Origin of the sequence: Pseudogracilibacillus sp. ICA-222130, from assembly GCF_037892545.1 — a bacterium.
Lineage (GTDB): Bacteria > Bacillota > Bacilli > Bacillales > Amphibacillaceae > Pseudogracilibacillus.
This window is the reverse complement of record NZ_JBBKBG010000007.1, coordinates 59308-82039: the sequence shown is the minus strand read 5'-3', so window position 1 is coordinate 82039 and position 22732 is coordinate 59308. Positions and strand designations below refer to the sequence as shown.

22 protein-coding genes and 1 pseudogene are annotated in these 22732 nt (G+C 34.3%); 11 read left to right on the top strand and 12 right to left on the bottom strand.

All coding sequences use genetic code 11. The annotated features are described in order from the left end of the window. Window positions 1-661: 661 nt before the first annotated feature. The 3 genes from WKT09_RS05330 (at window position 662) to WKT09_RS05320 (ending at window position 2840) form a co-directional block, all read left to right on the top strand. Window positions 662-919, top strand: coding sequence for a hypothetical protein (locus WKT09_RS05330; protein ID WP_340415035.1), 258 nt, complete (start codon window positions 662-664; stop codon window positions 917-919). 263 nt (window positions 920-1182) lie between these two features. Continuing rightward, on the top strand, window positions 1183-1347 hold the full coding sequence (locus WKT09_RS05325; RefSeq protein ID WP_157796311.1) for a hypothetical protein: 165 nt from the start codon (window positions 1183-1185) through the stop codon (window positions 1345-1347). Next, entirely contained in the window at window positions 1344-2840 is a 1497-nt protein-coding gene (locus tag WKT09_RS05320) for a recombinase family protein (protein WP_340415034.1), read from the top strand. The genes WKT09_RS05325 and WKT09_RS05320 overlap by 4 nt, the downstream gene beginning before the upstream one ends. A 100-nt stretch (window positions 2841-2940) precedes the next feature. Here WKT09_RS05320 and WKT09_RS05315 read toward each other — a convergent pair whose 3' ends face one another. The 7 genes from WKT09_RS05315 to WKT09_RS05285 form a co-directional block, all read right to left on the bottom strand. Continuing rightward, a complete protein-coding gene (locus WKT09_RS05315; RefSeq protein WP_062351127.1) occupies window positions 2941-3249 on the bottom strand; it encodes a nucleotidyltransferase family protein in 309 nt (102 codons plus the stop codon). A gap of 209 nt (window positions 3250-3458) precedes the next feature. Next, the gene (merA, locus tag WKT09_RS05310; protein ID WP_040037805.1) at window positions 3459-5099 is read right to left on the bottom strand and encodes a mercury(II) reductase; all 1641 of its coding nucleotides are present in this window, start codon (window positions 5097-5099) and stop codon (window positions 3459-3461) included. A 24-nt stretch (window positions 5100-5123) separates the two neighbouring features. Continuing rightward, entirely contained in the window at window positions 5124-5516 is a 393-nt protein-coding gene (gene merR / locus WKT09_RS05305; protein WP_040037804.1) for an Hg(II)-responsive transcriptional regulator, read from the bottom strand. Between the two features lie 209 nt (window positions 5517-5725). Then, the gene (locus WKT09_RS13795; protein WP_438819050.1) at window positions 5726-5959 is read right to left on the bottom strand and encodes an arsenic metallochaperone ArsD family protein; all 234 of its coding nucleotides are present in this window, start codon (window positions 5957-5959) and stop codon (window positions 5726-5728) included. Window positions 5960-6048: 89 nt separating this feature from the next. Further along, window positions 6049-6468 (bottom strand): arsenate reductase (thioredoxin), encoded by a 420-nt coding sequence (gene arsC, locus WKT09_RS05295; RefSeq protein WP_340415033.1) that lies wholly within the window; start codon window positions 6466-6468, stop codon window positions 6049-6051. Window positions 6469-6483: 15 nt separating this feature from the next. Beyond that, window positions 6484-7782, bottom strand: coding sequence for an arsenic transporter (locus WKT09_RS05290; protein ID WP_040037802.1), 1299 nt, complete (start codon window positions 7780-7782; stop codon window positions 6484-6486). 15 nt (window positions 7783-7797) lie between these two features. After that, window positions 7798-8142: an ArsR/SmtB family transcription factor gene (locus tag WKT09_RS05285; RefSeq protein WP_087941717.1), complete on the bottom strand. Its 345-nt coding sequence runs from the start codon at window positions 8140-8142 to the stop codon at window positions 7798-7800. 296 nt (window positions 8143-8438) lie between these two features. On the opposite strand from WKT09_RS05285, the gene WKT09_RS05280 reads away from it, so the two are divergent. Beyond that, window positions 8439-9392, top strand: a complete 954-nt coding sequence (locus WKT09_RS05280; RefSeq protein WP_040037801.1) for an arsenic resistance protein — start codon at window positions 8439-8441, stop codon at window positions 9390-9392. A 166-nt stretch (window positions 9393-9558) separates the two neighbouring features. Here the strand turns inward: WKT09_RS05280 and WKT09_RS05275 are convergent. Together WKT09_RS05275 and WKT09_RS05270 are read right to left on the bottom strand one after the other, a co-directional pair. Beyond that, window positions 9559-9910, bottom strand: a pseudogene (locus tag WKT09_RS05275) (P-type ATPase); the annotation flags it as partial. Between the two features lie 271 nt (window positions 9911-10181). Further along, entirely contained in the window at window positions 10182-10814 is a 633-nt protein-coding gene (locus tag WKT09_RS05270) for a YdhK family protein (protein ID WP_340415032.1), read from the bottom strand. A gap of 439 nt (window positions 10815-11253) precedes the next feature. On the opposite strand from WKT09_RS05270, the gene WKT09_RS05265 reads away from it, so the two are divergent. Together WKT09_RS05265 and WKT09_RS05260 are read left to right on the top strand one after the other, a co-directional pair. After that, a complete protein-coding gene (locus WKT09_RS05265) occupies window positions 11254-12768 on the top strand; it encodes a multicopper oxidase domain-containing protein (RefSeq protein ID WP_204798080.1) in 1515 nt (504 codons plus the stop codon). 282 nt (window positions 12769-13050) lie between these two features. Further along, complete coding sequence (locus tag WKT09_RS05260; protein WP_040037995.1) at window positions 13051-13440, top strand: hypothetical protein; 390 nt, start codon at window positions 13051-13053, stop codon at window positions 13438-13440. A gap of 144 nt (window positions 13441-13584) precedes the next feature. Here WKT09_RS05260 and copZ read toward each other — a convergent pair whose 3' ends face one another. Genes copZ through WKT09_RS05245 form a run of 3 tightly spaced genes read right to left on the bottom strand, consistent with a single transcriptional unit; the run spans window position 13585 to window position 16470 of the window. Further along, window positions 13585-13791 carry a copper chaperone CopZ gene (gene copZ / locus WKT09_RS05255; protein WP_340415031.1) on the bottom strand — a complete coding sequence of 69 codons (207 nt, stop codon included), beginning with the start codon at window positions 13789-13791 and terminating at the stop codon, window positions 13585-13587. 29 nt (window positions 13792-13820) lie between these two features. Then, window positions 13821-16205: a heavy metal translocating P-type ATPase gene (locus tag WKT09_RS05250; RefSeq protein ID WP_340415030.1), complete on the bottom strand. Its 2385-nt coding sequence runs from the start codon at window positions 16203-16205 to the stop codon at window positions 13821-13823. Window positions 16206-16218: 13 nt separating this feature from the next. Next, entirely contained in the window at window positions 16219-16470 is a 252-nt protein-coding gene (locus WKT09_RS05245; protein ID WP_046128617.1) for a metal-sensing transcriptional repressor, read from the bottom strand. A gap of 312 nt (window positions 16471-16782) precedes the next feature. On the opposite strand from WKT09_RS05245, the gene WKT09_RS05240 reads away from it, so the two are divergent. From WKT09_RS05240 to resA, 5 genes are all read left to right on the top strand, one after another. After that, a complete protein-coding gene (locus tag WKT09_RS05240; RefSeq protein WP_226370783.1) occupies window positions 16783-17508 on the top strand; it encodes a cytochrome c biogenesis CcdA family protein in 726 nt (241 codons plus the stop codon). A gap of 12 nt (window positions 17509-17520) precedes the next feature. Further along, on the top strand, window positions 17521-18909 hold the full coding sequence (locus tag WKT09_RS05235; protein WP_226370782.1) for a sensor histidine kinase: 1389 nt from the start codon (window positions 17521-17523) through the stop codon (window positions 18907-18909). Continuing rightward, the gene (locus WKT09_RS05230) at window positions 18902-19582 is read left to right on the top strand and encodes a response regulator transcription factor (RefSeq protein WP_147666865.1); all 681 of its coding nucleotides are present in this window, start codon (window positions 18902-18904) and stop codon (window positions 19580-19582) included. The genes WKT09_RS05235 and WKT09_RS05230 overlap by 8 nt, the downstream gene beginning before the upstream one ends. A 173-nt stretch (window positions 19583-19755) precedes the next feature. After that, the gene (locus WKT09_RS05225) at window positions 19756-21939 is read left to right on the top strand and encodes a copper-translocating P-type ATPase (RefSeq protein WP_340415029.1); all 2184 of its coding nucleotides are present in this window, start codon (window positions 19756-19758) and stop codon (window positions 21937-21939) included. A gap of 196 nt (window positions 21940-22135) precedes the next feature. After that, window positions 22136-22711: a thiol-disulfide oxidoreductase ResA gene (gene resA, locus WKT09_RS05220; RefSeq protein WP_040047918.1), complete on the top strand. Its 576-nt coding sequence runs from the start codon at window positions 22136-22138 to the stop codon at window positions 22709-22711. The last annotated feature ends 21 nt before the right edge of the window (window positions 22712-22732 follow it).

The window sequence follows — 22732 nt, the reverse complement described above, 5'->3', positions numbered from 1 at the left end:
CTGATTTAGTATGATTGCTTCTTCTGTGCTGCCTGTTAATTTGACGTACTCCTCTTTAATTACAGCTCTTTTTAGTTTCTTTTTAATTTCTATCACCTTCCTCTCCGTTTTAATTGAATAATTTTTAGTCCTGTTGCTTTATCAACGATAAAGCCTAAATATTATAAAGTGGTGTTTTTCGTATTTTAATAGGTTAGATAAAATTTTTTTATAAATTTAAAAAGATCACTACTGAAGCCCAGTAATACCTTTTAAATGAACGTTATTTAAGTTTGTCAAAAAGATAATAGTCTCTTTTTTCATTTGATCTGTGATTTGATTAGATTGATATATAACTTTAAAAATCCTAAATATAAACATGACTCTAAATTGACCGTTTATGACTATTATCTACCCGGTTATAGACAAAGTGTATATTTCTTACATGAGTATCGCTATAATAGTTTCATTAGATTAAAGGGAGGTCCGTAATCGTATATTTAAAATCTAAATCAACTGAAACATCACATCAGACAATGATTAAATACAACTTCGTATTTCATGAGTTATGGGACAAATGGTATAGAAATGGAAATAACAAAAATTTTTCTTTACATAATACTGCAGAAATGCCCAAAATATAGAAGTATATATGAAAAGAATATAAAAGGAGATTTTATTAGTGAGAGCATTTGATAGAACGGGCTTTTTTATCCACCAGACAACAAAGATAAGAATACGTAAGTTCTTAGACAAAGGAATAGAGGTATATACCTATTCGAAAGATGGTAAATTAGGTTTCATACCATATTGTAACTTAGTAACCAATATAGATAATCTTTATGAAGGAAAATCACTTTATGTCCACTTTCTTGGATATAAAAAACCCCATCTCTTTTTTACCGAAGAGGGAACAGTATTATTTCCTGATCTTCCGTAACAGGAATATTAATTAAAGACCAAAATACTACAATTATTCAAAGCTTGAGGAGTTTGAACATACCTCAAGCTTTTTTGTGTAATTAAAAACTGTAAATGATATAGCTACTCTAAATGATCGATATAAAATTTCAAGTTGCAAAAAAAGTTTTTATTTCCTCTTAAAATATCATTTTTTCGCGGTTATCATATTTCAGCAAATGACTAGCCGGCTGTTATTTGTGTGTTTAATCCACAAATAGATAAGGGGAGAGTTCATTCATTATGATAAAAAACGAAATTTTAGATTTTGATAAGCATTACAAACTTAAACTCGCAACAAATAAAGAGTTAACAAAAATAAAAGGCTATGACTTTCTAAACTTCCTAACAGACTTAATGATTAAATACTCGGATACTTTTATTACTGAATTGGAGGATGAAAGATGATAACTAAATATACAAGAGCATACGCCTATGTTCGTATTAGCACAAATAAACAACTAGATAACACATCTATTGAACAACAAATTGAAGCAATAGAAAAGTATTGTAAGGAAAATAATATTATTCTTGTAAAAACATATGTAGAGGAACCAGCATCCGGGGAGAGTTTTTCAAATAGACCTGAGTTTAAAGAGATGTTTTATAATGTTTTCCAAGAGGAGAATAATATTGATTCCCTCATCGTATTTAAACAAGACCGCATATCACGCAATTCTTTAGATTCTCAATATATCTTTAACCGTTTAAAAAAGGCTAACAAGAACCTAATTTCAATAGCTGATAATATCGACACAAACGATCCTAACTCAAAGCTTATTTATCAGATATTAGGTATTATTGCAGAAGTCGAAAAAGATCTAATCGCTTTTCGTACATCACTAGGTATGGAAAAAACCTTTGAAAATGGAGACTTCAACGGTGGAAGGGTATTTGGATATAATTTAGTAAATAAGAAATTAGTTATTAACGAAGATGAAGCAAGAGTAGTGAAATACATTTTTGATTGTTACTCTAACAAAATGTGGGGTTATCGAAAAATAGCTAGTAGTTTAAATATGCAAGGTATCAAAACCAAAAAGGATAATTATTGGTCTATTACTGCTGTTAGAACTATTCTCAATAATAAAATCTACAATGGTTATGTTAAATGGAAAGGTAAATATAAAAAAGGGAATCATTATCCTATTATTAGTGAAGAGCTTTGGGAAAAAACCCAAAAGCTTTTATCACTACGTAGTTATACCCAAGAAAAAAAACACAACGGCTCTTTTCCGTTATCAGGTCTATTAAAATGTCCTACTTGCGGAGGAGCGATGGTACAAGGAAATGCAAACAAAAAATACAAATATTACGTGTGTAGCCGTTTTAAAAACAGTGGCTCTAAAGCATGTAAGTCGAATCTTGTAAAAAAGGAGTATGCAGAGCAAGAGGTTTTATCACAGGTTATGAATTACCTTAACGATTTAAACCTCTCTGTACCATTACAAACAGTTGTTATGGATAACCTAAAAAGTGAACTTGAACCAATTGAAGAGGAACTTAAATTACTAGAAAAAAATTTAAGAGAACTAAAAAGAGAGAAGCAGGATCTCATACAACTTTATACGAAGAAAATAATCGACATTGATACACTTAGTGATGAAATGAAAAGAGTTCAGAATCAAGAAAGTGAACATAAGGAATTTAAAATACTACTAACAAATCAGATAGAATTAAAGAATAACAATGACTTATTACCAGTAATTAACCGCATTGCTAATGATTTTAATTCATTTTTTAACTTATTAGACGACTTTGATAAGAAAGAATTACTTCGGTTGCTTATCAAAGAAATTCAAGTAAATACTGGAGAAAAGCCTAAAGATCGAACCATCAAAAAAATAGTCTACGAGTTTGATCAGAAGTTATTTAAAGAGATAAATAATGAACTTGTTTGACAACTTGCTGGCATTTTACTGTAGATTTGAACAATTTTTAGTAGGAAGCTCAATTAGCAGTCTATTTTCTAGCAAATAGACTGCTAAAATTATAATCTTATTATTTTCCCTCTTCTACAAATGTAGTAGTCAATAGAAACTCTGACTTTAAAGCAGGTTTAATATCATTTAATATGACTAAATCTATCGGCTTCTGAAAGTGATCTTCTAGGCTTATTTTTAAGTCCATGTAATTATCAAAAGATAAATCCGAGTCGTTAAATTCTACTATTACATCAATATCACTGGATTCTTTTTGTTCATCGCGGCTGTAAGAACCAAACAAACCAACTCGCTTAACACCGTGTTTATCTCTCCAAGTATTTAGGTTTTTTGATAATTCATCAAGGATTGCTTGTTTCGATAACATATTATCATCACCATTTTCCGACATTGGTTTTTTATTTTCGTTATAATTCCGAACCCATTAACAAATGATATAAGTCCTAATAATACTCTACCATTAATTACACATTCTACTGAACCGCAACCAGCCAAATTACTATTAAATTGCTGTTATTCCTGTAAAGGGTGAGATAGTTTAAGTGTATTAATTAAAGCTCCTATAAATAAGGAGCTTTATCCTGCACAACAAGATAATTTTGATACATCCTTATCAAATGTAAGGGCAGCTAATTTTATTCCCTCTGCCGATGTTAAATATGGAGCAAAGCTTTCTTTTAAATCCTCTACGGTTAAGCCAAATTTAACGGCTAATGTCGCTGCATAAATCACATCTCCTGCATTTTCAGCTACGATATGAACCCCTAATACTTTTAACGTTTTTGCATCAGCTACAAGTTTAAATACACCTGTTGTTTCCCTATTTACTATCGCTCTTGGGACTGCATCTAACGGTAATACTGATGTTTTTACTTCATAGCCTTTTTCTTTTGCTTGTTCTTCCGTTAAACCAACTGTTGCAATCGATGGATTTGTAAATATAACGCTTGGAACAACGGATAAATCTATTTTTTTATTTAATCCACCATCTGCATTATCTGCAACAACTCCACCTTCATAGGCTGCTACATACACAAATTGCGGTCCTAATGTCACATCTCCTGCTGCATAAATCTTTTCATTACTTGTTTGAGCAAATTCATTTATCAGTATTTCCTTTTGTTTTCCAACATCAACACCTGCAGCACGTAAATTTAAAGAATCCGTATTTGGTTTTCTTCCTGTTGCAATAAGTAACTGCTCTGATTCAACGACTTTTTTCTTACTGTTTACAGTTAGATAAACCTTTTTTATCTCCCCATCTTGTTCGACACACTCATATGTTGCTCCTTTGATAAGGTGTATACCCTGTTCGATTAACATTTTTTCTACTGTTTCAGAAATTTCCGGGTCATACTCTTTTAATAATCGCTCACTTCTTTGTATAAGTGTTACTTCTGAACCTAAATGATGGAAGAGTTGCCCAAGCTCAATCCCAATATATCCTGAACCTATCACCGTTAAACGTTTTGGAACTTTCTTTAATTCAAATAGCGTTGTACTTGTTAAATAATCAACTTTATTAAGTCCAGAAATCGATGGGATAGAAGGAGAGGCCCCTGTTGCAATTAAAAAGCGTTTTGCAGAAAGTTTTGTTCCATTTACCTCAATTGTATTTTCATCAACAAAGCTTGCTTCTCCCTCAATTAAATCAAATCCATATTCGTCTATTAAATCGACATATTTTTGATTCCGAAGTTCACTCACTAATTCGTTCTTTTGCTTGATTAAAGGAGCCAATTCCACTTCTCCAGCAGATGTTTGTAAACCTATAAACGGATTTATCTTAGCTAAATGATTGATTTCCCCTGCTCTAAGAAGGGTCTTGGATGGAACACAGCCAATATTCACACAGGTCCCTCCAATCGTTCCACGCTCAATCATTCCAACTTTTGCACCGTATTCAATAGCTTTAATTGCAGCAGAAAAAGCTGCACCACCAGAACCAATAATAAGAAGATCATAATTACCTTTAGTACCTAACACCACATTTTCTTGTTGTAGTAACTCTTCAATTTCTCCAGTTTGATAATTTGCTTCGTTAATTGCCCTTTTTGCACTTTCAACCTCTATACCATTAGGCAATTCAAATACTACTTCACCGCGACGGAAATTTGCTTCAGTATTTTTAGCACCTATACTTTCAAGTGCTGACTCTACGTGTTTTTCACAGCCTGTACAAGTCATTCCTTCAATATTTACCTTATATTTATTCATAATAAAGCTCCTTTCATTAATCTCTCATGTTAAAGTTTCTATTATTGGACACGCATGTAATTGCTTTTCATCAGGACATCGTTGTTTCAAGTCACCTAACATAGTTTCAATTCGTTTTAAATCCTCTATTTGCTTTTGAACTTCCTCTTGTTTTCTAGAAACAAATTCAAACATATCTTGGCAACGGACTTCATCTTTATCTACAACTCCAAGTAACTTGTAGATTTCACCTAAAGAAAAACCAAGCTCTTGTATTCGCTTGATGAATCCTACACGCTTAACGTCATAATCTGAATATAAACGATAACCAGTTTTTGTTCGGGAAGGTTCCTTTAGTAAATTTTTTCGTTCGTAATATCTAATCGTCTCTTTGTTAACTCCACATTTATCTGCAAACTCACCAATGCGATAAATCACTATTTTCACCTCAATAAAATTATAAACCATGTACTACAGTACATGGTCAAGTAGATATATATTATTAAAATTTCCCTACTAAAGTATTCTCCTTCAATGAAAAGTGGTTTTTTATTATAAAATTGCCCCCACTAGTAAATGGTTAAGATAAATTTAAAAAGGTTGGAAGTTCTCCCTACCTTTTATTTCACTTATCAGTCGTTTTATGATTATTGTTTTCCCTTTTTAAAACTCTGATAATTCTTATTCCCACCAGACAGGTTAAATACCTCTTTAAAACTCATATTAATTAATACATTCTGAGCCGCATTACCAGTAACACCCTTTTGTTCAAGGGAATAAACAGCTGATGCAACTCTAGTTAAATCTGGATCGACACTCGGTCCACAAACACCTGTAGAACAACATTTTGCTGGGTCAAACATTTCTACCTTTTTCATCATGAACAACTTCTTTATTGATGTATAGTTATATACTTATATAGAAACCGAAAAGATAAGGCTTGCGTATCAACATGCCTCATCATTCCCTATTATTCACCTGTTTCAGCAAATCGCTTAATCCGTTCTCCTATTTCATCCCGAACGCGCTGAAACACTTTCCAAACTTCTTCTTCCGTACCTTCTGCTTTGGCTGGATCGTCAAAGCCCCAATGTTCACGTTTTACGTGAGGTGGTGTCACTGGACAGCGGTCTTTGGCATCTCCACATAACGTTACCGCCAATGTTGCGGTATTCAAAAATTCTACGTCAATTTTCTCTGATTTTTGGTTAGAAATGTCAATTTTAACTTCATTCATTGCTTTTACCGCATTTGGGTTTAGTCCATGTGCCTCAATCCCTGCACTTCTAACTTTCCATTCATCTCCGAGATATTTTTTCGCCCATCCCTCTGCCATTTGACTACGGCATGAGTTCCCTGTACATAAGAAATAAATTGTTTTTTTAGCCATAATTCATTCTCCTTTTTAAAATAGTAGAAGTGTTAGATAAAGACCTACTAAAGTAATAAAAAGTATTGGGATAGTTAAAACAATCCCGGTTTTAAAATAGGTTCCCCATGAAATTTTAATTCCTTTTTGGGAAAGTACATGGAGCCACACTAAGGTTGCTAGTGAACCAATTGGCGTAATTTTTGGTCCTAAATCCGAACCAACTACGTTAGCATAAACAAGCGCTTCTCTTAATACACCAGAAGTATTCGTTTCAGCAATGGCTAATGCATCAATCATTACGGTTGGCATATTATTCATAATCGATGACAGGAAAGCAGCTATAAAACCCATTCCAACTGTAGCAACGAATAATCCTTGTTCAGCCACAGTTTGAAGAACACTTGCGAGCGCAGAGGTCAGCCCGGCATTTCCCAATCCATATACGACGACATACATTCCAATTGAAAAAATAACGATATTCCACGGAGCGCCTTTAATAACTTTTTTCGTATTAACAGCGGCACTACGTCTGGCCATTATGATAAAGAATATAGCTATGGCCCCAGCAATAATAGATACTGGTAAATTTATGAATTCGCTACTAAAATAGCCAATTACTAATAATCCGAGAACATACCAAGAAAGGCGAAACATCTTTATATCGTTTATTGCTTCTTTCGGTTCCCTAAGTTTCGATAAATCATAATTCTTAGGGATACTTTTTCTAAAGTAGATTAGTAATACCGAAATGGTTGCAATTAGTGAAAATAAGTTCGGAATAATCATCCGCGAAGCATATTCAACAAATCCAATGCCAAAGAAGTCTGCAGAAACGATATTTACTAAGTTACTTACAATAAATGGTAATGAAGTTGTATCCGCAATAAATCCACTTGCCATAATGAAAGGGAATATCATTTTTTCTTTAAAATTCAAATTTCGCACCATTGCAAGAACAATCGGTGTTAGGATAAGTGCCGCTCCGTCATTCGCAAATAATGCTGCAACAACTGCACCTAAAATACTAATGTAAACAAACATTTTTATTCCATGACCTTTTGCTACCCGTGCCATGTGCAGTGCTGCCCATTCGAATAATCCAATCTCATCTAGTATTAAAGAAATAAGGATAATTGCGACAAAGGATAGCGTTGCATTCCATGTGATGTCAATTACTTCAAGAACATCACTGAATCCTACTACCCCTACTAATAAGGCAATTACAGCTCCACCCATTGCGGACCAGCCAATGTTTAAGCCCTTTGGCTGCCATATTACTAGTACTAGGGTTGCAATAAAAATTAATATTGCGAGTATAAGCGTTGTAGACAAAATAATACCTCCAATTTAACAACAAGAAATTCGTGTACCATTTTCTTCAAGTTCTTTTAATTTGTAATCTTGATTAGGTAATTGATCAAGAATAGGTTTAATAAATGAATAATATTCATTTTCCTTATCTACGGAGTAAAATATCCATTGCCCTTTTCTTTCTTCCTTAACCAATCCTAAGTCTTTCAACTTACGTAAATGCTGACTAATCGATGGCTGACTGACTTGAAATATTTCAACAAATTCACAGACACAACAAGCTTGATTATCAATTAATTTCATAATCGTTAATCTTGTTTTATCACCCAATAATTTTAAAATAACTGCAGCCTTTTCCATTTCAATGGTTGTTTGCAGCACATCATCTCCTCCTTATAATTTCATTACAACATTAGTATATAACTATTTGCTTATATATACAATAAAATATTTCATTAAAATGTGACATTTAAAATGATGTTTTATTCAACAACCTGTATCAATAATACATAAAGCACGTTTAGCAATAATGCATGTATAATTATTGATGTCTATTTTACTTTATGTATTAAAGTTACAAACCAATAATATTTCTCAGTTACTAAAAAACTTAAAGTCGTTACTCTGTGGTAAAATGGCGTGAATAACAGTTATCTTGTCGTTGGGGTGATTATGAAATGGGTTTATTCGAAAAGATGTATACATTTATTATTTTCTTAGCAGTAATCATAGGCATAAGTCTAGGACAATTAGAACCAATAAGAACGAGTGCAGAGAGTTTTATTGTACCGTTATTAATATCAATGCTTTATATTACCTTCTTACAAATTCCTTTTGAAGAAATAAGAAAGTCTTTTAAAAACTTAAAGTTCACATCTACTACAGTCATCATGAATTTTCTTTGGACACCTCTTTTAGCGTGGCTATTAGCTTTACTATTTTTAGGTGATAACCCTGCATTATATATTGGTTTTATCATGTTAATGGTTACTCCTTGTACTGATTGGTACATAATCTTTACAGGTTTAGCAAAGGGAAATGTTGCTTTATCAACTGCTATTTTGCCTTTAAATTTACTATTACAGGTTTTCTTACTACCCGTTTATCTTCTAATTTTCGGTGGAACTACAGGATTTATTGAACTTTCCTTTTTGGTTGAAAGTATACTGATTGTATTATTCATCCCATTAGCTTTATCAGTCTTAACAAAAGCATTATTGAAAAGTAAACAACAGTTCGCTAAAAATCTATTATCGAAATTAAGTGCGCTACCAATTATTTCTCTAAGCCTTGCAATCGTTGCAATGTTTGCTTCTCAAGGACAATTACTACTTGATAACCTAAATTTATTGTGGAAGTTAACAATCCCTATTCTTCTATATTTTGTAATAAACTTTATCGTTGGCCGGAAAATTGGGCAGCTTCTGAAATTCTCGCAATCTGATAAAGTCAGTTTGAATATGACCACTTTAGCTAGAAATTCACCTATAGCTTTAGCAATTGCTATGACAGCATTTCCGGATCAACCTTTAATTGCTTTAACATTAGTTATAGGTCCATTATTGGAATTACCTATACTTGCTATTATCACTCAGATTTTATTGTTTATCTCTAAAGGTAAGACCACATAAGAGAAAAAAAGAACACATCAAATTTTAGCTTATGATGCGTTCTTTCTATTCTATCCTGTGTCTCCATATTAAATAAATTGGTTTACATCTTCTTTAAAGATTCTCCCTTTAATTATCGGATATATTTTAAAGAAGTGAAAATAAGTCGTTGAATGTACCATTAACTGTTCAACACATTAAAATCTGTTACAACAGGAATCCCTTTTGTTAATGCACCAGTTTTGTCAAAAGCAATCGCTTTTAAGGCACCCATTTCTCCTAGATAAATTCCGCCTTTGATAAGCACACCTTTTTTAGCTGCATTTCCAATTGCTGAAACAATTGAAATAACTAATGCACAAGGACAACCAACGACAAGAACAGCTTGCCCTTGATAAGCCCAAGTTCCCCAGCTCCCACCAAATAATAATAGGTGTATAATATTTTGCAAATTTATCTACAAACGCTTGAGATGGTGTGCGTTCATCTTGTGTTTCTTCTACAAGGTGAATAATTTTGGAGTTTGTTGTATTTCTAACTAGCTCTGTTACTTAAATTCTTTTTGTATTCTTTCTTTTATTCTCTACTCTCTCCTTCTAGGTCAACTTTGTAGTTCTCCTTCCCTTTTCATTAAAATTTCAGAAGTGCATTAATCTTGGTGATTATTCCATAGTAGTAGCAACGAATGTTTATTGTGTCAGATAGAGTTATACAACTTACCTATATATATGTAAATAATAGCAAGTACCTCTCCCAATTCAACTACTAAAAAAGAACCTACCCGATTTGGATAAGTCCCTAATTTAATAATTATTCTACTGATGACAATTCACTTTCCGTTACCCACTTGTGGTTTTTTACTTCATCTCCTGTATCAGTTGTTACAAAATCAACCATATATACCGTTGTTTCTTCGGCAGAATCAATAACTGCATCAGCCCCGTTCATTCCTTCCATATGATCCGTATTTAAGGTCACCTCAGTACCCGGTTCAAAAGGTTCATCTCCTGCTTCTTCAATCTCTTCATGAATAACCCATTTATGATTTTCTACTGGTTCTCCACCAGTCGTTGGCGTGTAGGAAACAGTATATACCGTGGTATCATATGCTCCAACGATTGTTGCCTCTGCACCTTTCATTCCCGGCATATGATCGGATTCAATAATTGCTTGGCTGCCAACCTCATAAGAAGGGTTGTCCGCTTCTTGTAAGCCTTCGGGAATTTCGCCAGTGCTAGAATGGTTCATACCAGAATGATCCATGCCTTCCATATCTTCATTGGTATCAGATTCCTCCATATCCATTTCATTATTATTAGCCACATTTTCTTCCGTATTAGATTCGGTTTCTGTATTCTCCTCTTCATTTGCACCTGCACATGCAGATAAGATAAGTACTGTGAATATAGTAATTATCCCTATTACGATTTTTCTACTTTGCATTTAAACAATCCCTCCTAATAAAATAAAGCTTGCTTATATTCTAACCAGTAAATTTGCAGATTATATGCAGACCTTGCAAAACGTAAATTACGAATATTTCCAAAATAAATCTCCATTCCTTTTCCAAGTGGATTACAAAAGGTTATAAAAATACAATGTCATTTAATATCAATGACATTTCAGTAGAATAATCCATTTATACTCAACATCTAAATTTAATAGTGATTAGTTTTTACTCCAATTATGCATTATTTCTCGATATTTGTTCGGTATGATAATTGCGACGATAGATTGAATGGCAAGGGAAGGAGGAAAATGTATTAAAGGTAATTTTCTAACTCGTGGTGATTACAACTAAATAACTCATCAGAAATCTAAAATGCAAAAACCGAAATGATATTTTCAACAACTTATACTTGACGAATAAAGGAGCGAACAAATGAAAAAAAGTATATTGACAGGTGCAGGCTTGTTACTAATATTGACGGGTTGCACAAACATCACAACAGAACAACAGTCTGTAGAACAAACTATGGAATCTGGAGAAATGCAACATGAAGAAAATATGGATATGAACCACGGGGACATGGAAGGTATGGAAGAACACATGGACCATGATAATATCCCCCCTCTTCAAGCCTCCAAAGGAACTCAGGAGTTAGTAATACCACCCCTGCTAGAAAAACAGAAGGAATCAGATTTCGATTATGAGGTGGTCGCACAAGAAGGCACGACGCAATTCTTTGATGGCTCTCCAACCAATACTTACGGATATAATGGGAATTTGTTGGGTCCGACTTTACAGTTGAAAGAGGGGGAAACCGTTAAAGTGAAGGTCCGGAATGAATTAAACGAACCAACAACCTTTCACTGGCACGGTCTTGAAGTACCGGGAACTGAGGATGGTGGTCCGAGTGATGTAATTCAGCCGGGGGAAAGTAAAATCGTCACCTTAAAAGCCGATCAGCCGGCAGCGACATTGTGGTATCACCCACATCCACACAAATCGACTGCTGAACAAGTTTTCAAAGGGCTTGCAGGAATGCTCTACGTGGAGGAGACGGATGAAGAAGCTCCTGCTTTGCCACATACTTATGGTGTAGATGATATCCCTCTCATTTTTCAGGATCGTCTCTTTGACGAAAACAAGCAACTGGATTATAAAAATCTGATGAACAGTGATGGAACAATCGGAGATGTATCGCTCGTTAACGGTACGATTAATCCGAAACTGACTGTGACAAAACCGCTGATGCGTTTTCGAATCCTAAACGGCGCGAACGCCCGAAATTACACGTTCCGTTTAAGCAATGGGGCCACATTTACTCAGATTGCTTCAGATGGCGGGTTATTGCATGAACCGGTTGAAATGGATGAGATTACGCTGTCCCCATCGGAGCGCGCTGAAATCCTAATTGATTTTTCAGCGATGGAATCCGATGAGCCAATTGCCATTACTGATGAAGAAGGTAATGCTCTGTTGCCTTTTGATTTGGATATCGACGGCGGAACGGAAGAAATGGAATCCATATCTTGGACCGATGACACTACCTTCCTTAAAGAAGAAGAAAAATCCTTACCGGTCTCCAAGAAGATCGAACTGTTTGGAATGATGGATAAGGTCACCATAAACGGCAAGAAATTCGATCCTGAACGGATTGACTTGCGGCAAAAGAAAGGAGTTTCGGAAGTTTGGGAAGTTTATAACAAGCCAGACGAAATGGGGGGAATGATACATCCATTCCATATTCATGGTACTCAGTTCAAAATCATATCGCGTGATGGAAGGGAACCAGCTCCGAATGAACAAGGGCTGAAAGATAGTGTTCTTATTGAACCGGGCGAACGAGTAAGACTGCTCGTCACCTTTCCAGAAGAGGGAATCTATATGTACCATTGCCATATTCTAGAGCATGAGGATAACGGTATGATGGGGCAAGTAGAAGTATACTAATTTTACGGAATAAACATTAAGAAGGGCTGTACCGATTGTTTTGGATTACGTACAGCCCCTTTTTATTTTGCTGACAATTCATCCTAAAACGTTGGTTAATGCCAAGAGATTTTAGGTATCCTTGAAATAATCTACTGTTGCCTTCGAAAAGTTCCACTAAAAATATTTATATAACAATTTTAATTAACCGTTTATAATATTTTCATATGATATAGTAAAAGTAAATTGGTACTTAAATCACTTTTTTGGTTCAGAGAAAAAGTGAAGTCGAGGTGAGATATTTTGTGTTTTTCCTATAGTTTTATTGAACAACAAACTCATGAAATGTCCAAAAAGATATGGGAAAGCTCCTTATACAAATTAATTAGGGTTGACTTTGCAGGTGGCAACTGTTTTGAAGTCCAAAGTAGATTAAATGATTGGGTAAGTCTTGAAACGGAAATGGGGAACAAGTCCGCTTTAATTACAAAAGTTATTTTGGAGGACTTAGAAGGAAAGCATTATTCTATTGAACCGAATGACAATGGGGTAAGATTTGCAAAAGGAGAAATCACTTATAAAGAGTATAAAATTCTTCAAAAGAAAGGGAATGCTCTTTGGATTACAATTTTTATTGTTGGGATTTTAGTATTTTTTACGTTGATGTCAGTGTTGGTAAAGTTTGTTCTTTAATACTATCTAATTTCTAATGGTTAACATATTGGTTCCCTTAGTGAAAGTAACATTATTTATCCAAATTTGAAACCACCCTCACACCTTATTAAATGTATATTAAAAGGCTGGTCTTCTCTATGAAAACCAGCCTATTTCGTATATTTAGGCAACATCATAGCCTTGTTCTTCAATTGCATCTTTCATGGCATCAACATTTACCTTTGATTCATCAAAAGTAACATCTACTTTTCCAGCTTCTAAATTAACCTCAGCTGCTGATACGCCATCTAATTTTTTCAATGCACCTTCAACTGACATTTTGCAATGACCACAAGTCATACCTTGTACATCTATTGATTTATTTTCCATACTGTTTTCACCTCCTTTAAAGGATGTTTTTATAACTTCACTCGTTTTAGACGGAGTGAGTTAGTAACTACACTTACAGAACTTAATGCCATTGCTGCACCAGCAATCCACGGCGCAAGTAATCCAATTGCTGCAACTGGTATTCCGGCTGTATTATATCCGAATGCCCAGAATAGATTTTGTCGGATATTTCTAATCGTTGCATGACTGATTTTAATTGCCTTCGGTATAAGCAATAGCTCACCACCAAGAATCGTAACATCAGCAGCCTCAATTGCTACTTCTGTACCAGTTCCAATGGCAATCCCAATATCCGCTGTAACAAGTGCAGGTGCATCATTAACACCATCCCCAACCATTGCAACTTTCTTACCTTGTTCTTGGATTGCTTTTACTTTAGCTGCTTTTTCTTCGGGTAATACTTCAGCGATTACCTGATCAATTCCAACTTGTTTTGCTATTGCTTTGGCTGTTCTTTCATTATCACCTGTTAACATAAACACTTCTATTCCTAAATCTTTCAATTGCTTAATAGCCTCTGGAGCCGTTTCTTTTATAGTATCTGCAACAGCAACTGTTCCCCGGTACTCACCATCAATGGCAATCAACATCGCTGTCTTACCATCTGTTTCATAATTTATTAATTTTTCTTCATAACCTGTTGTATCAATTTGATGATCATTCATTAACTTTCTATTACCAACAAGAATGTTTTTTTCAGAAATTGTTGCTTCAATACCATGACCGGGTATCGCTGAGAAATGATCTACATCCAAGAAGTCGATGCTATTCTCTGTAGCGTATGCCACAATAGCTTCTGCAAGTGGATGTTCGGATCCTTTTTCTGCACTAGCCAATAATTGTAATGTTTCTTCGTCACCTGAAAAATCTGTTACTTCCGGCTTTCCTTTTGTGATTGTACCAGTCTTATCAAGCACAATTGCTTCTAATTTATGTGTCCCTTCCAGATGTTCTCCACCTTTAAATAAAATTCCACTTTCTGCTGCTTTTCCTGTTCCAACCATAATTGATGTTGGTGTTGCAAGTCCTAAAGCACATGGACAGGCAATAACAAGTACAGCAATTGCTGCAACTAAAGCAGGTTCTAACTGACCCGGCTCGACTAAAGTAATCCATATAATAAAAGTAAGGATAGCAATACCGACCACTATTGGAACGAAATAACCTGAAATAACATCCGCTAATCGTTGAATTGGCGCCTTTGATCCTTGAGCTTCTTCCACGACCTTGACAATAGATGCAAGGGCCGTATCTTTTCCTACTTTTGTTGCTTCCATTTCAATGGAGCCATTTTTATTAATAGTAGATCCAATTAATTTTGCCCCTGAATCCTTTTCAATTGGAATTGATTCTCCTGTAAGCATGGATTCATCTACCGAAGTTCTACCTTTTACAACCATACCATCTACCGGTATCTTTTCTCCCGGTTTGACAATTAAGCGATCTCCAACGACAACTTCTTCTACAGGAATCATTAATTCTTTACCATCTCTAATTACACGAGCTTCTTTTGCTTGTAAATTAAGCAATTTTGATAAAGCATTTGTTGTTTGACTTTTGGCTCTCGTTTCTAAATATTTACCAAACAAAATTAACGTAATCAAAACGGCACTCGTTTCAAAGTATAGATGTGGCATATATTCTGGATTGCCAATAGTCTTGAATGCTTCGTATAAGCTAAAGAAATAAGCCGCACTTGTACCTAATGCAACAAGTACATCCATGTTTGCTCCACCATTACGTAGGTTCTTATATGCTCCTTCATAAAATTGCCATCCGATGATAAATTGAACGGGTGTTGCTAAAGCAAATTGGAACCAAGGATTCATGAATATATCTGGTATACTCATTCCTAATAAATGAACAAGCATCGTTAATAATAATGGTGCAGATAGGACAGCAGAAATAATTAATTTCTTCTTCATATTTTTTAATTCTTTTTCTTTATATGTTTGTTTGTCTTCGGCTTTTGCCTTTGGTTTTGCATCATAACCAATATTTTTAATTTTATCAATTAGGTCTTTTACATCAACGATTCCGGGATTATATTCAATAGCCGCACTTTCTGTCGTTAAGTTTACAGTTGCAAGTTTCACTCCTTCTTGTTTATTTAATACCTTTTCAATACGGTTAGAGCAAGCTGCACAAGTCATCCGAAAGACATCTAGTTCTGTTTTCTCCGTTAGAACACCGTAACCAACATTCTCTATTTTTTCCGATATATCCTCAATAGAGGTTTTTTCTGGATCATAATCTATCGTTGCCTTTTCTGTTGTTAAATTAACTTGGGCCTTGACCCCATCCGTTTTATTCAAAACCTTTTCAACACGATTAGAACAAGCTGCACAGGTCATCCCTGTTACACCAAGTGTAGTATGATTTGTTTCACTCATAACAATTCCCTCCTTACTTAGAAAACTGCTTCATGACATTCAATAATTCTTCAATGGTTTCCTTACCTTCACCTTGTTTGATAGCATCACTAACACAATGTTTAATATGTCGTTCCGTGATAGAAAATCCTACATTTTTTAATGCCGATTGAATGGCACTTATTTGTACTAAAATATCTACACAATAACGATCATCTTCCACCATTTTCTGTATTCCACGAACTTGACCCTCAATTCGTTTTAAACGATTAATTATTTTTTGCATTTCATCTTTTGTTCTTGGTTTACTCGGATGATCATGTAAGAATTTTTCCTCCAAATGAATCACTTCCTTATCTTTATATATTTACGATACCCCCGTATAGTATTATTGTCAATGGATAAACTTTATATTTTGTTATATTTCCCCTATTATTTAACAATCACATTAAAACGCACTTTCTATTAATATTTTGAGATTCTCTTTCTTCATTATTACCTTTGATTAATATTTGCTGAAATCTGCACAAAAAATGGACATATTTTTTATATGTTATTTAGTGGATAAAACTATTAAAGTCAAAGCGAGTGAATTGATATGTTCGAACTTTTTAATGAAATAGGCATTATGCTAAATGGGCCACTTCAACAAATTGCATATGGATATGAACACATACCGCTGTTATTTGCATTTTTTCTTGGGTTAATTGGCGCTGTTGCTCCTTGTCAGCTAACAGGCAATATCAGTGCAATGACTATTTATGGAAACAGATCATTAGTTGAAAAAGTCCCTTGGTTACACATATTTCTATTTGTTTTAGGTAAAATAGTTGTTTTTTCAATAATTGGTTTAGTAATCTGGTTACTTGGGAAGGAAATACACAGTACTTTAACACAAATGTTCCCGATTCTAAGAAAAGCAATTGGGCCATTACTTATACTGGTTGGTTTATTTATGATAGGTTTATTTGGCTGGAGAAAAACAGGAAAAATGTTTAAAATACCCACTAAATTTAAAGATAGTTATCTAGGAAGCTTTTTAATGGGTGCGAGTTTTACGTTAGCATTTTGCCCTACTATGTTTGTATTATTTATACTAACCTTAATGCCAGTTGTATTAGAAACATCATATGGATTTGTATTACCTTCCGTATTTGGAATTGGAACCTCACTTCCACTTTTATTAATTATTTTTCTTATTTGGTATTTTGGGGCAAGTGGCATTATATTAAAGAGAAGCAGAAAAATAGGGTCACTAGTACAAAAACTTGCAGGAGTTATCATTCTTGTTATAGGTATTCTGGATACTTTAACTTACTGGTAAAAGAGGTCAATTATGTTTAATAAATTATCCTTAAAAATTGGACTATTATTCTTTGTGTTCATGTTAATTATCGAGGTTTTTGTTTATTTTATTCTATATACAAATATAGCAAATGAACGTATTGATGAAGTGATGGATAGTTTATTAGCTCGTGCCAATACACATAGTGCTGTCTTGGAAAATAATCTTGATTCATCAACGTTGGAGCATGTTGCTATCATGGAGTCAGAGTCGGAATTTGCTGTTATTATTACCGATGCCAATGGTAACATCATCATTAATTCCGATCCTGTTGAAAAGGAAATGTTTGAAGTAATTGATCATACGGATTATAAGGATATACCCCGTGTAGGAAAAGTAGTAGAACAACGTTGGTCGGAAAAACAATATATAGCGGTTGATAGCCCCATTACTATTGATGAGGAACATCAAGGGCATGTCTTTATGTTTGCTAATACCAATATTGTAAAAAATATGGTTAATCATTTGAGTGATCAATTTGTCATAGTAGGACTAATCACCATTGTTCTAACCATCTTTACCGTTTTTATTCTTTCTCGTTTTATTACGTTACCATTAATGAAAATGAAAGAAGCCACAGAACAACTAAGCAAGGGGAAAAATAAGGTGCAATTACATATGGAACGAAAAGATGAACTAGGTGAATTAGCTGGTTCTATCATGAGGTTATCTAGTGATCTAGAACGATTAAAAAATGACAGAAATGAATTTTTGGCAAGTATCTCTCACGAACTTAGAACGCCATTAACCTACATAAAAGGGTATGCGGATATCATCAGTAAGCAAGACATAACGGACGAAGATAGAAAAGAATATCTGGATATCATACGGGAAGAAACGGAGCATTTGACAGTTCTAGTTAAGAATTTATTTGACCTAGCTAAAATGGATGAGAATAAGTTTGTAATTAATCGAAAAAGTGTTAGTTTAAGACAACTAATCCAAACGATTGAAGAACGAATTGCTCCAGTAATGGAAGAAAAAAATATTACACTTTCTACTTCATGCCAAGTAAATATCATAGGTAATATTGATCCCGATAGAATCCAACAGGTTTTATTAAATATACTGGATAATGCCAGAAAACATACACCCGATGGAAAGTCTATATCATTAGAGGTAACCCAGAATGATAGGGAAATTACTATAGCTATTTCAGATGAAGGGGAAGGAATTCCAAAAGAGGAATTACCATATCTATTTGAACGGTTATACCGTGTAGAAAAATCGCGTTCCAGAGAAAGTGGTGGAACGGGATTAGGGTTAGCTATTGCAAAAGAAATTATAGAATCTCACGGAGGTACGATTGAAATCGAAAGTGAACTTGGCAAGGGTACAAGGGTTATTGTTCATTTAACAAGAGGTGAATATAATGGTTAAAGCTTTATTAGTAGATGATGAAAAACGAATGTTAGATTTATTAGCATTATATTTGAGACCACATAGTTTTATATGTAAAAAAGCTATTAGTGCTAAAGAAGCATTATCTTTTTTAAAAGAAGAAACTTTTGACATAGTACTTATAGATATTATGATGCCTGAAATGAACGGCTGGGAATTATGCCAAGAGATTAGAAAAGATTCGGACATCCCTATCATTATGGTATCGGCTCGTGAACAGAAAGAGGATATTATAAAAGGGTTAAAATTAGGTGCAGATGATTATGTGACGAAACCCTTTGACGAAGATGAGCTATTAGCAAGAATAGAAGCGGTATTACGTAGAATGAAACCTGCGAGGAAGATTGAAGTACATGGTCTCTTATGGAATGAAGATGAGTTTGAGTTATCATATAAAAATAATACATTAAAGTTAACGCCAAAGGAATTTACCATGCTAGGTTATTTTATGAGAAAACCAAACCAAGTGTTTACTAGAGAACAATTAATTGAATTAATTTGGGGATACGATTCACACACAGAAGGAAGAACAGTTGATTCCCATGTACGGAACATGCGAGATAAAATTCGTCAATCTGGATTTCCCATAGATGATTATTTAATAACTGTTTGGGGTATTGGATATAAATGGGTAAACAAGCCTTCATTATAGGTATAAAAAGGTCTTTAATACATTTATAAAAGAAGACCTTTTGTTTTGACACAAATCTTTTATATAAAATCATAGCCTTATTATACGATACAGGGGTATAGTATGATATAATATGGATAGAAGGATGAATAATACAGAAAATAATAAATATCCATACCAAAGGAGGAGTAATAATGAATAACAAAGGAAATGAAGAGAATCAACACAACCACAATAAGCATAGAGAACATGACCATCATAATCAACATGAGGAACAAAAACATCACAGTCATCAACATCATAATCATGAACATGAAGATATGCATGGTCATCACAAACATGGACATGAAGAACACAAAAATCACGACCACAGTCATGATCATAGTAATCAACATCATGAACATAGTGGACATCATGGGCATGGTGGACATGGCGGACATCACGAACATATGGTAGAAGATTTTAAGAAACGTTTTTGGATATCCTTAGTTTTATCAATTCCTATTTTATACTTATCTCCAATGATACAAATGCTAATTGGATATGAAGTGAATTTTACAGGTGATACTTTCTTACTGTTCTTGCTTTCCACGATTGTCTTTTTCTATGGTGGGAAACCATTTTTACTTGGTGCGTGGGATGAGTTAAAAGAGAAATCTCCTGCAATGATGATGTTAATTTCTTTAGCTATCATCGCCGCTTATGTATATAGCACACTAACAGCATTCTTTATCGAAGGTAGTGATTTCTTCTTTGAACTAGCCACTCTTATTGTAATTATGTTGCTAGGGCATTGGATAGAAATGAAATCTCTTATGGGTGCTTCAAAGGCGTTGGAAGAGCTGATCAAATTAATGCCAAAAGAAGCACACAAATTAGATGAGTCTGGAAATTTGGTTGAAGTAACAGTCGAAGATTTAAAACCGGGCGATCAGATCTTAGTTAAATCTGGTGAAAAGATTCCAATTGATGGTGAAATTTACGAAGGAGAATCTACCGTCGATGAGTCAATGCTTACAGGAGAATCAGTCCCTGTTGAAAAAGGACCCGGAATGCAAGCAATTGGCGGTGCAGTAAATGGTGACGGAGTTTTAAAAATTAAGGTTAGTAAAACAGGAAACGATACCTATCTTTCCCAAGTTATTAAATTAGTAAGCGATGCAGAAAAGTCGAAATCAAAGGCTCAAGGTTTTGCAGATATTGCTGCTAAATGGTTATTCTATGTTGCTCTTGTAGTAGGGATTATAACCTTTGCTGTCTGGTGGACAAACGGAAACCTAGATTTTGCTCTAGAACGAATGGTAACCGTTTTAATAATTGCTTGTCCACACGCACTTGGCTTGGCAACACCATTAGTAACATCTAGATCTACTTCCATTGCAGCCAAAAATGGTTTGTTAATTCGAAATAGAGTAGCATTTGAAAGTGCATTCAGATTAGACCGAATAGTGTTTGACAAAACGGGAACCCTTACGGAAGGAAACTTCGGTGTAACAGATATTCTTCCAAGCAAGGGAGTTAGTGAAGAAGAATTATTGAAATTAGCTTATTCTGTTGAAACACAATCAGACCATCCAATTGCTAAAGGAATTGTGAAAGAAGGAAATGATCGTAATTTAAAACCCCTTGATGTAAAGGATTATCAGAATTTAACTGGGAAAGGGTTAGTAGCTAAAATCGGTGATGCAGAAATTGCTGTTATTAGTCCCGGTGCTATGAAAGCAAATAAAATTTCTTTTGATGAAAAAATTTATGACCAACTGGCTTTACAAGGGAAAACAGTCGTATTTGTTCTTAAAGATAATGTCTTACAAGGAATGATAGCCCTAGCTGATATCATCCGTGAATCTTCTTATAAAGTTATTAAAGAATTAAATGACCGTGGCATAGAGACGGTTATGATGACTGGTGACAACACACGTGTAGCAAATTATGTAGGAGAAAAATTAGGTATTTCCAAAGTCATCGCTGAAGTACTTCCCCATGAGAAATCAAATAATGTGAAGTATTTAAAACAAAATGGAAAAAAAGTGGCGATGATTGGAGATGGAATTAATGATGCCCCCGCCTTAGCGGAAGCTGATTTGGGAATTGCTATTGGTGCAGGTACAGACGTTGCGATTGAAACAGCTGATGTCATACTAGTTAACAGTAATCCAGTAGACATTTTAAATATCATTAAATTGTCTAAGGCAAGTCGCAGGAAAATGGTTCAAAATTTAGGATGGGCTGCTGGGTATAACATTGTTGCTATTCCTTTAGCTGCAGGTGTATTGTACAATGTTGGGTTTGTCATAACCCCTGCCGTCGGAGCCGCAGTTATGTCACTCAGTACCATTATTTGTGCAATAAACGCTCAATTATTAAAAATCGATTAATAGAAACAAATAGTTTATGTTTGGCTAAGCATGTATGGTATTGCTTAGCCTTTTATTTTTCTGTAGGTAAATTTCTGTTCATAAATAGTACAAAGAATCTGCTTAATTTCTGCAAACTTGTAACGTAATCTAACAGAGAGTGTCTTTAGATAATACCACCGTTATACTATATTTCTATAAGGAGTGATACATACTTATGAGTTTGGAGGAAACAAAAAAGAAGAAGAAAAATAAAAGGAAAAACAGATTAATTTTTAGAACTTCTATATTAATTGTAATGGTTGGAGCTATTATATTTGCATTAGTGTCCAATATACAAGCGGATAAAACCATTTATCAAGTCGGAGATGAAGCACCTGACTTTGAATTAAAGCAAATTAATAAAAATAATGAATTAGAAACTATACGACTAAGTGATTTTAAAGGGCAAGGTATTATGCTGAACTTTTGGGGTACTTGGTGTAAACCGTGTGAAGAAGAAATGCCTTACATGCAAGAGCTTTATCCCGTATATAAAGAAAAAGGAATTGAAATCATTGCAGTTAGTTTGGATAATACAGAATTGGTTGTAGATCGATTTATTGATAAATATGATCTAACCTTTCCAATTCCCCATGATAAAACAGGAGAAGTCAGGGATTTATACAAAATAGGACCAATTCCAAGTTCCATATTCATTAATCCGGATGGGGAAATTCAAAGGATTGTAAATGGGGCCTTATCATTAGAAAGTTTGGAGAGTTACTTTAAAGAAATATTACCAAAACAATAGACTACGATTTTCTAATAAAGG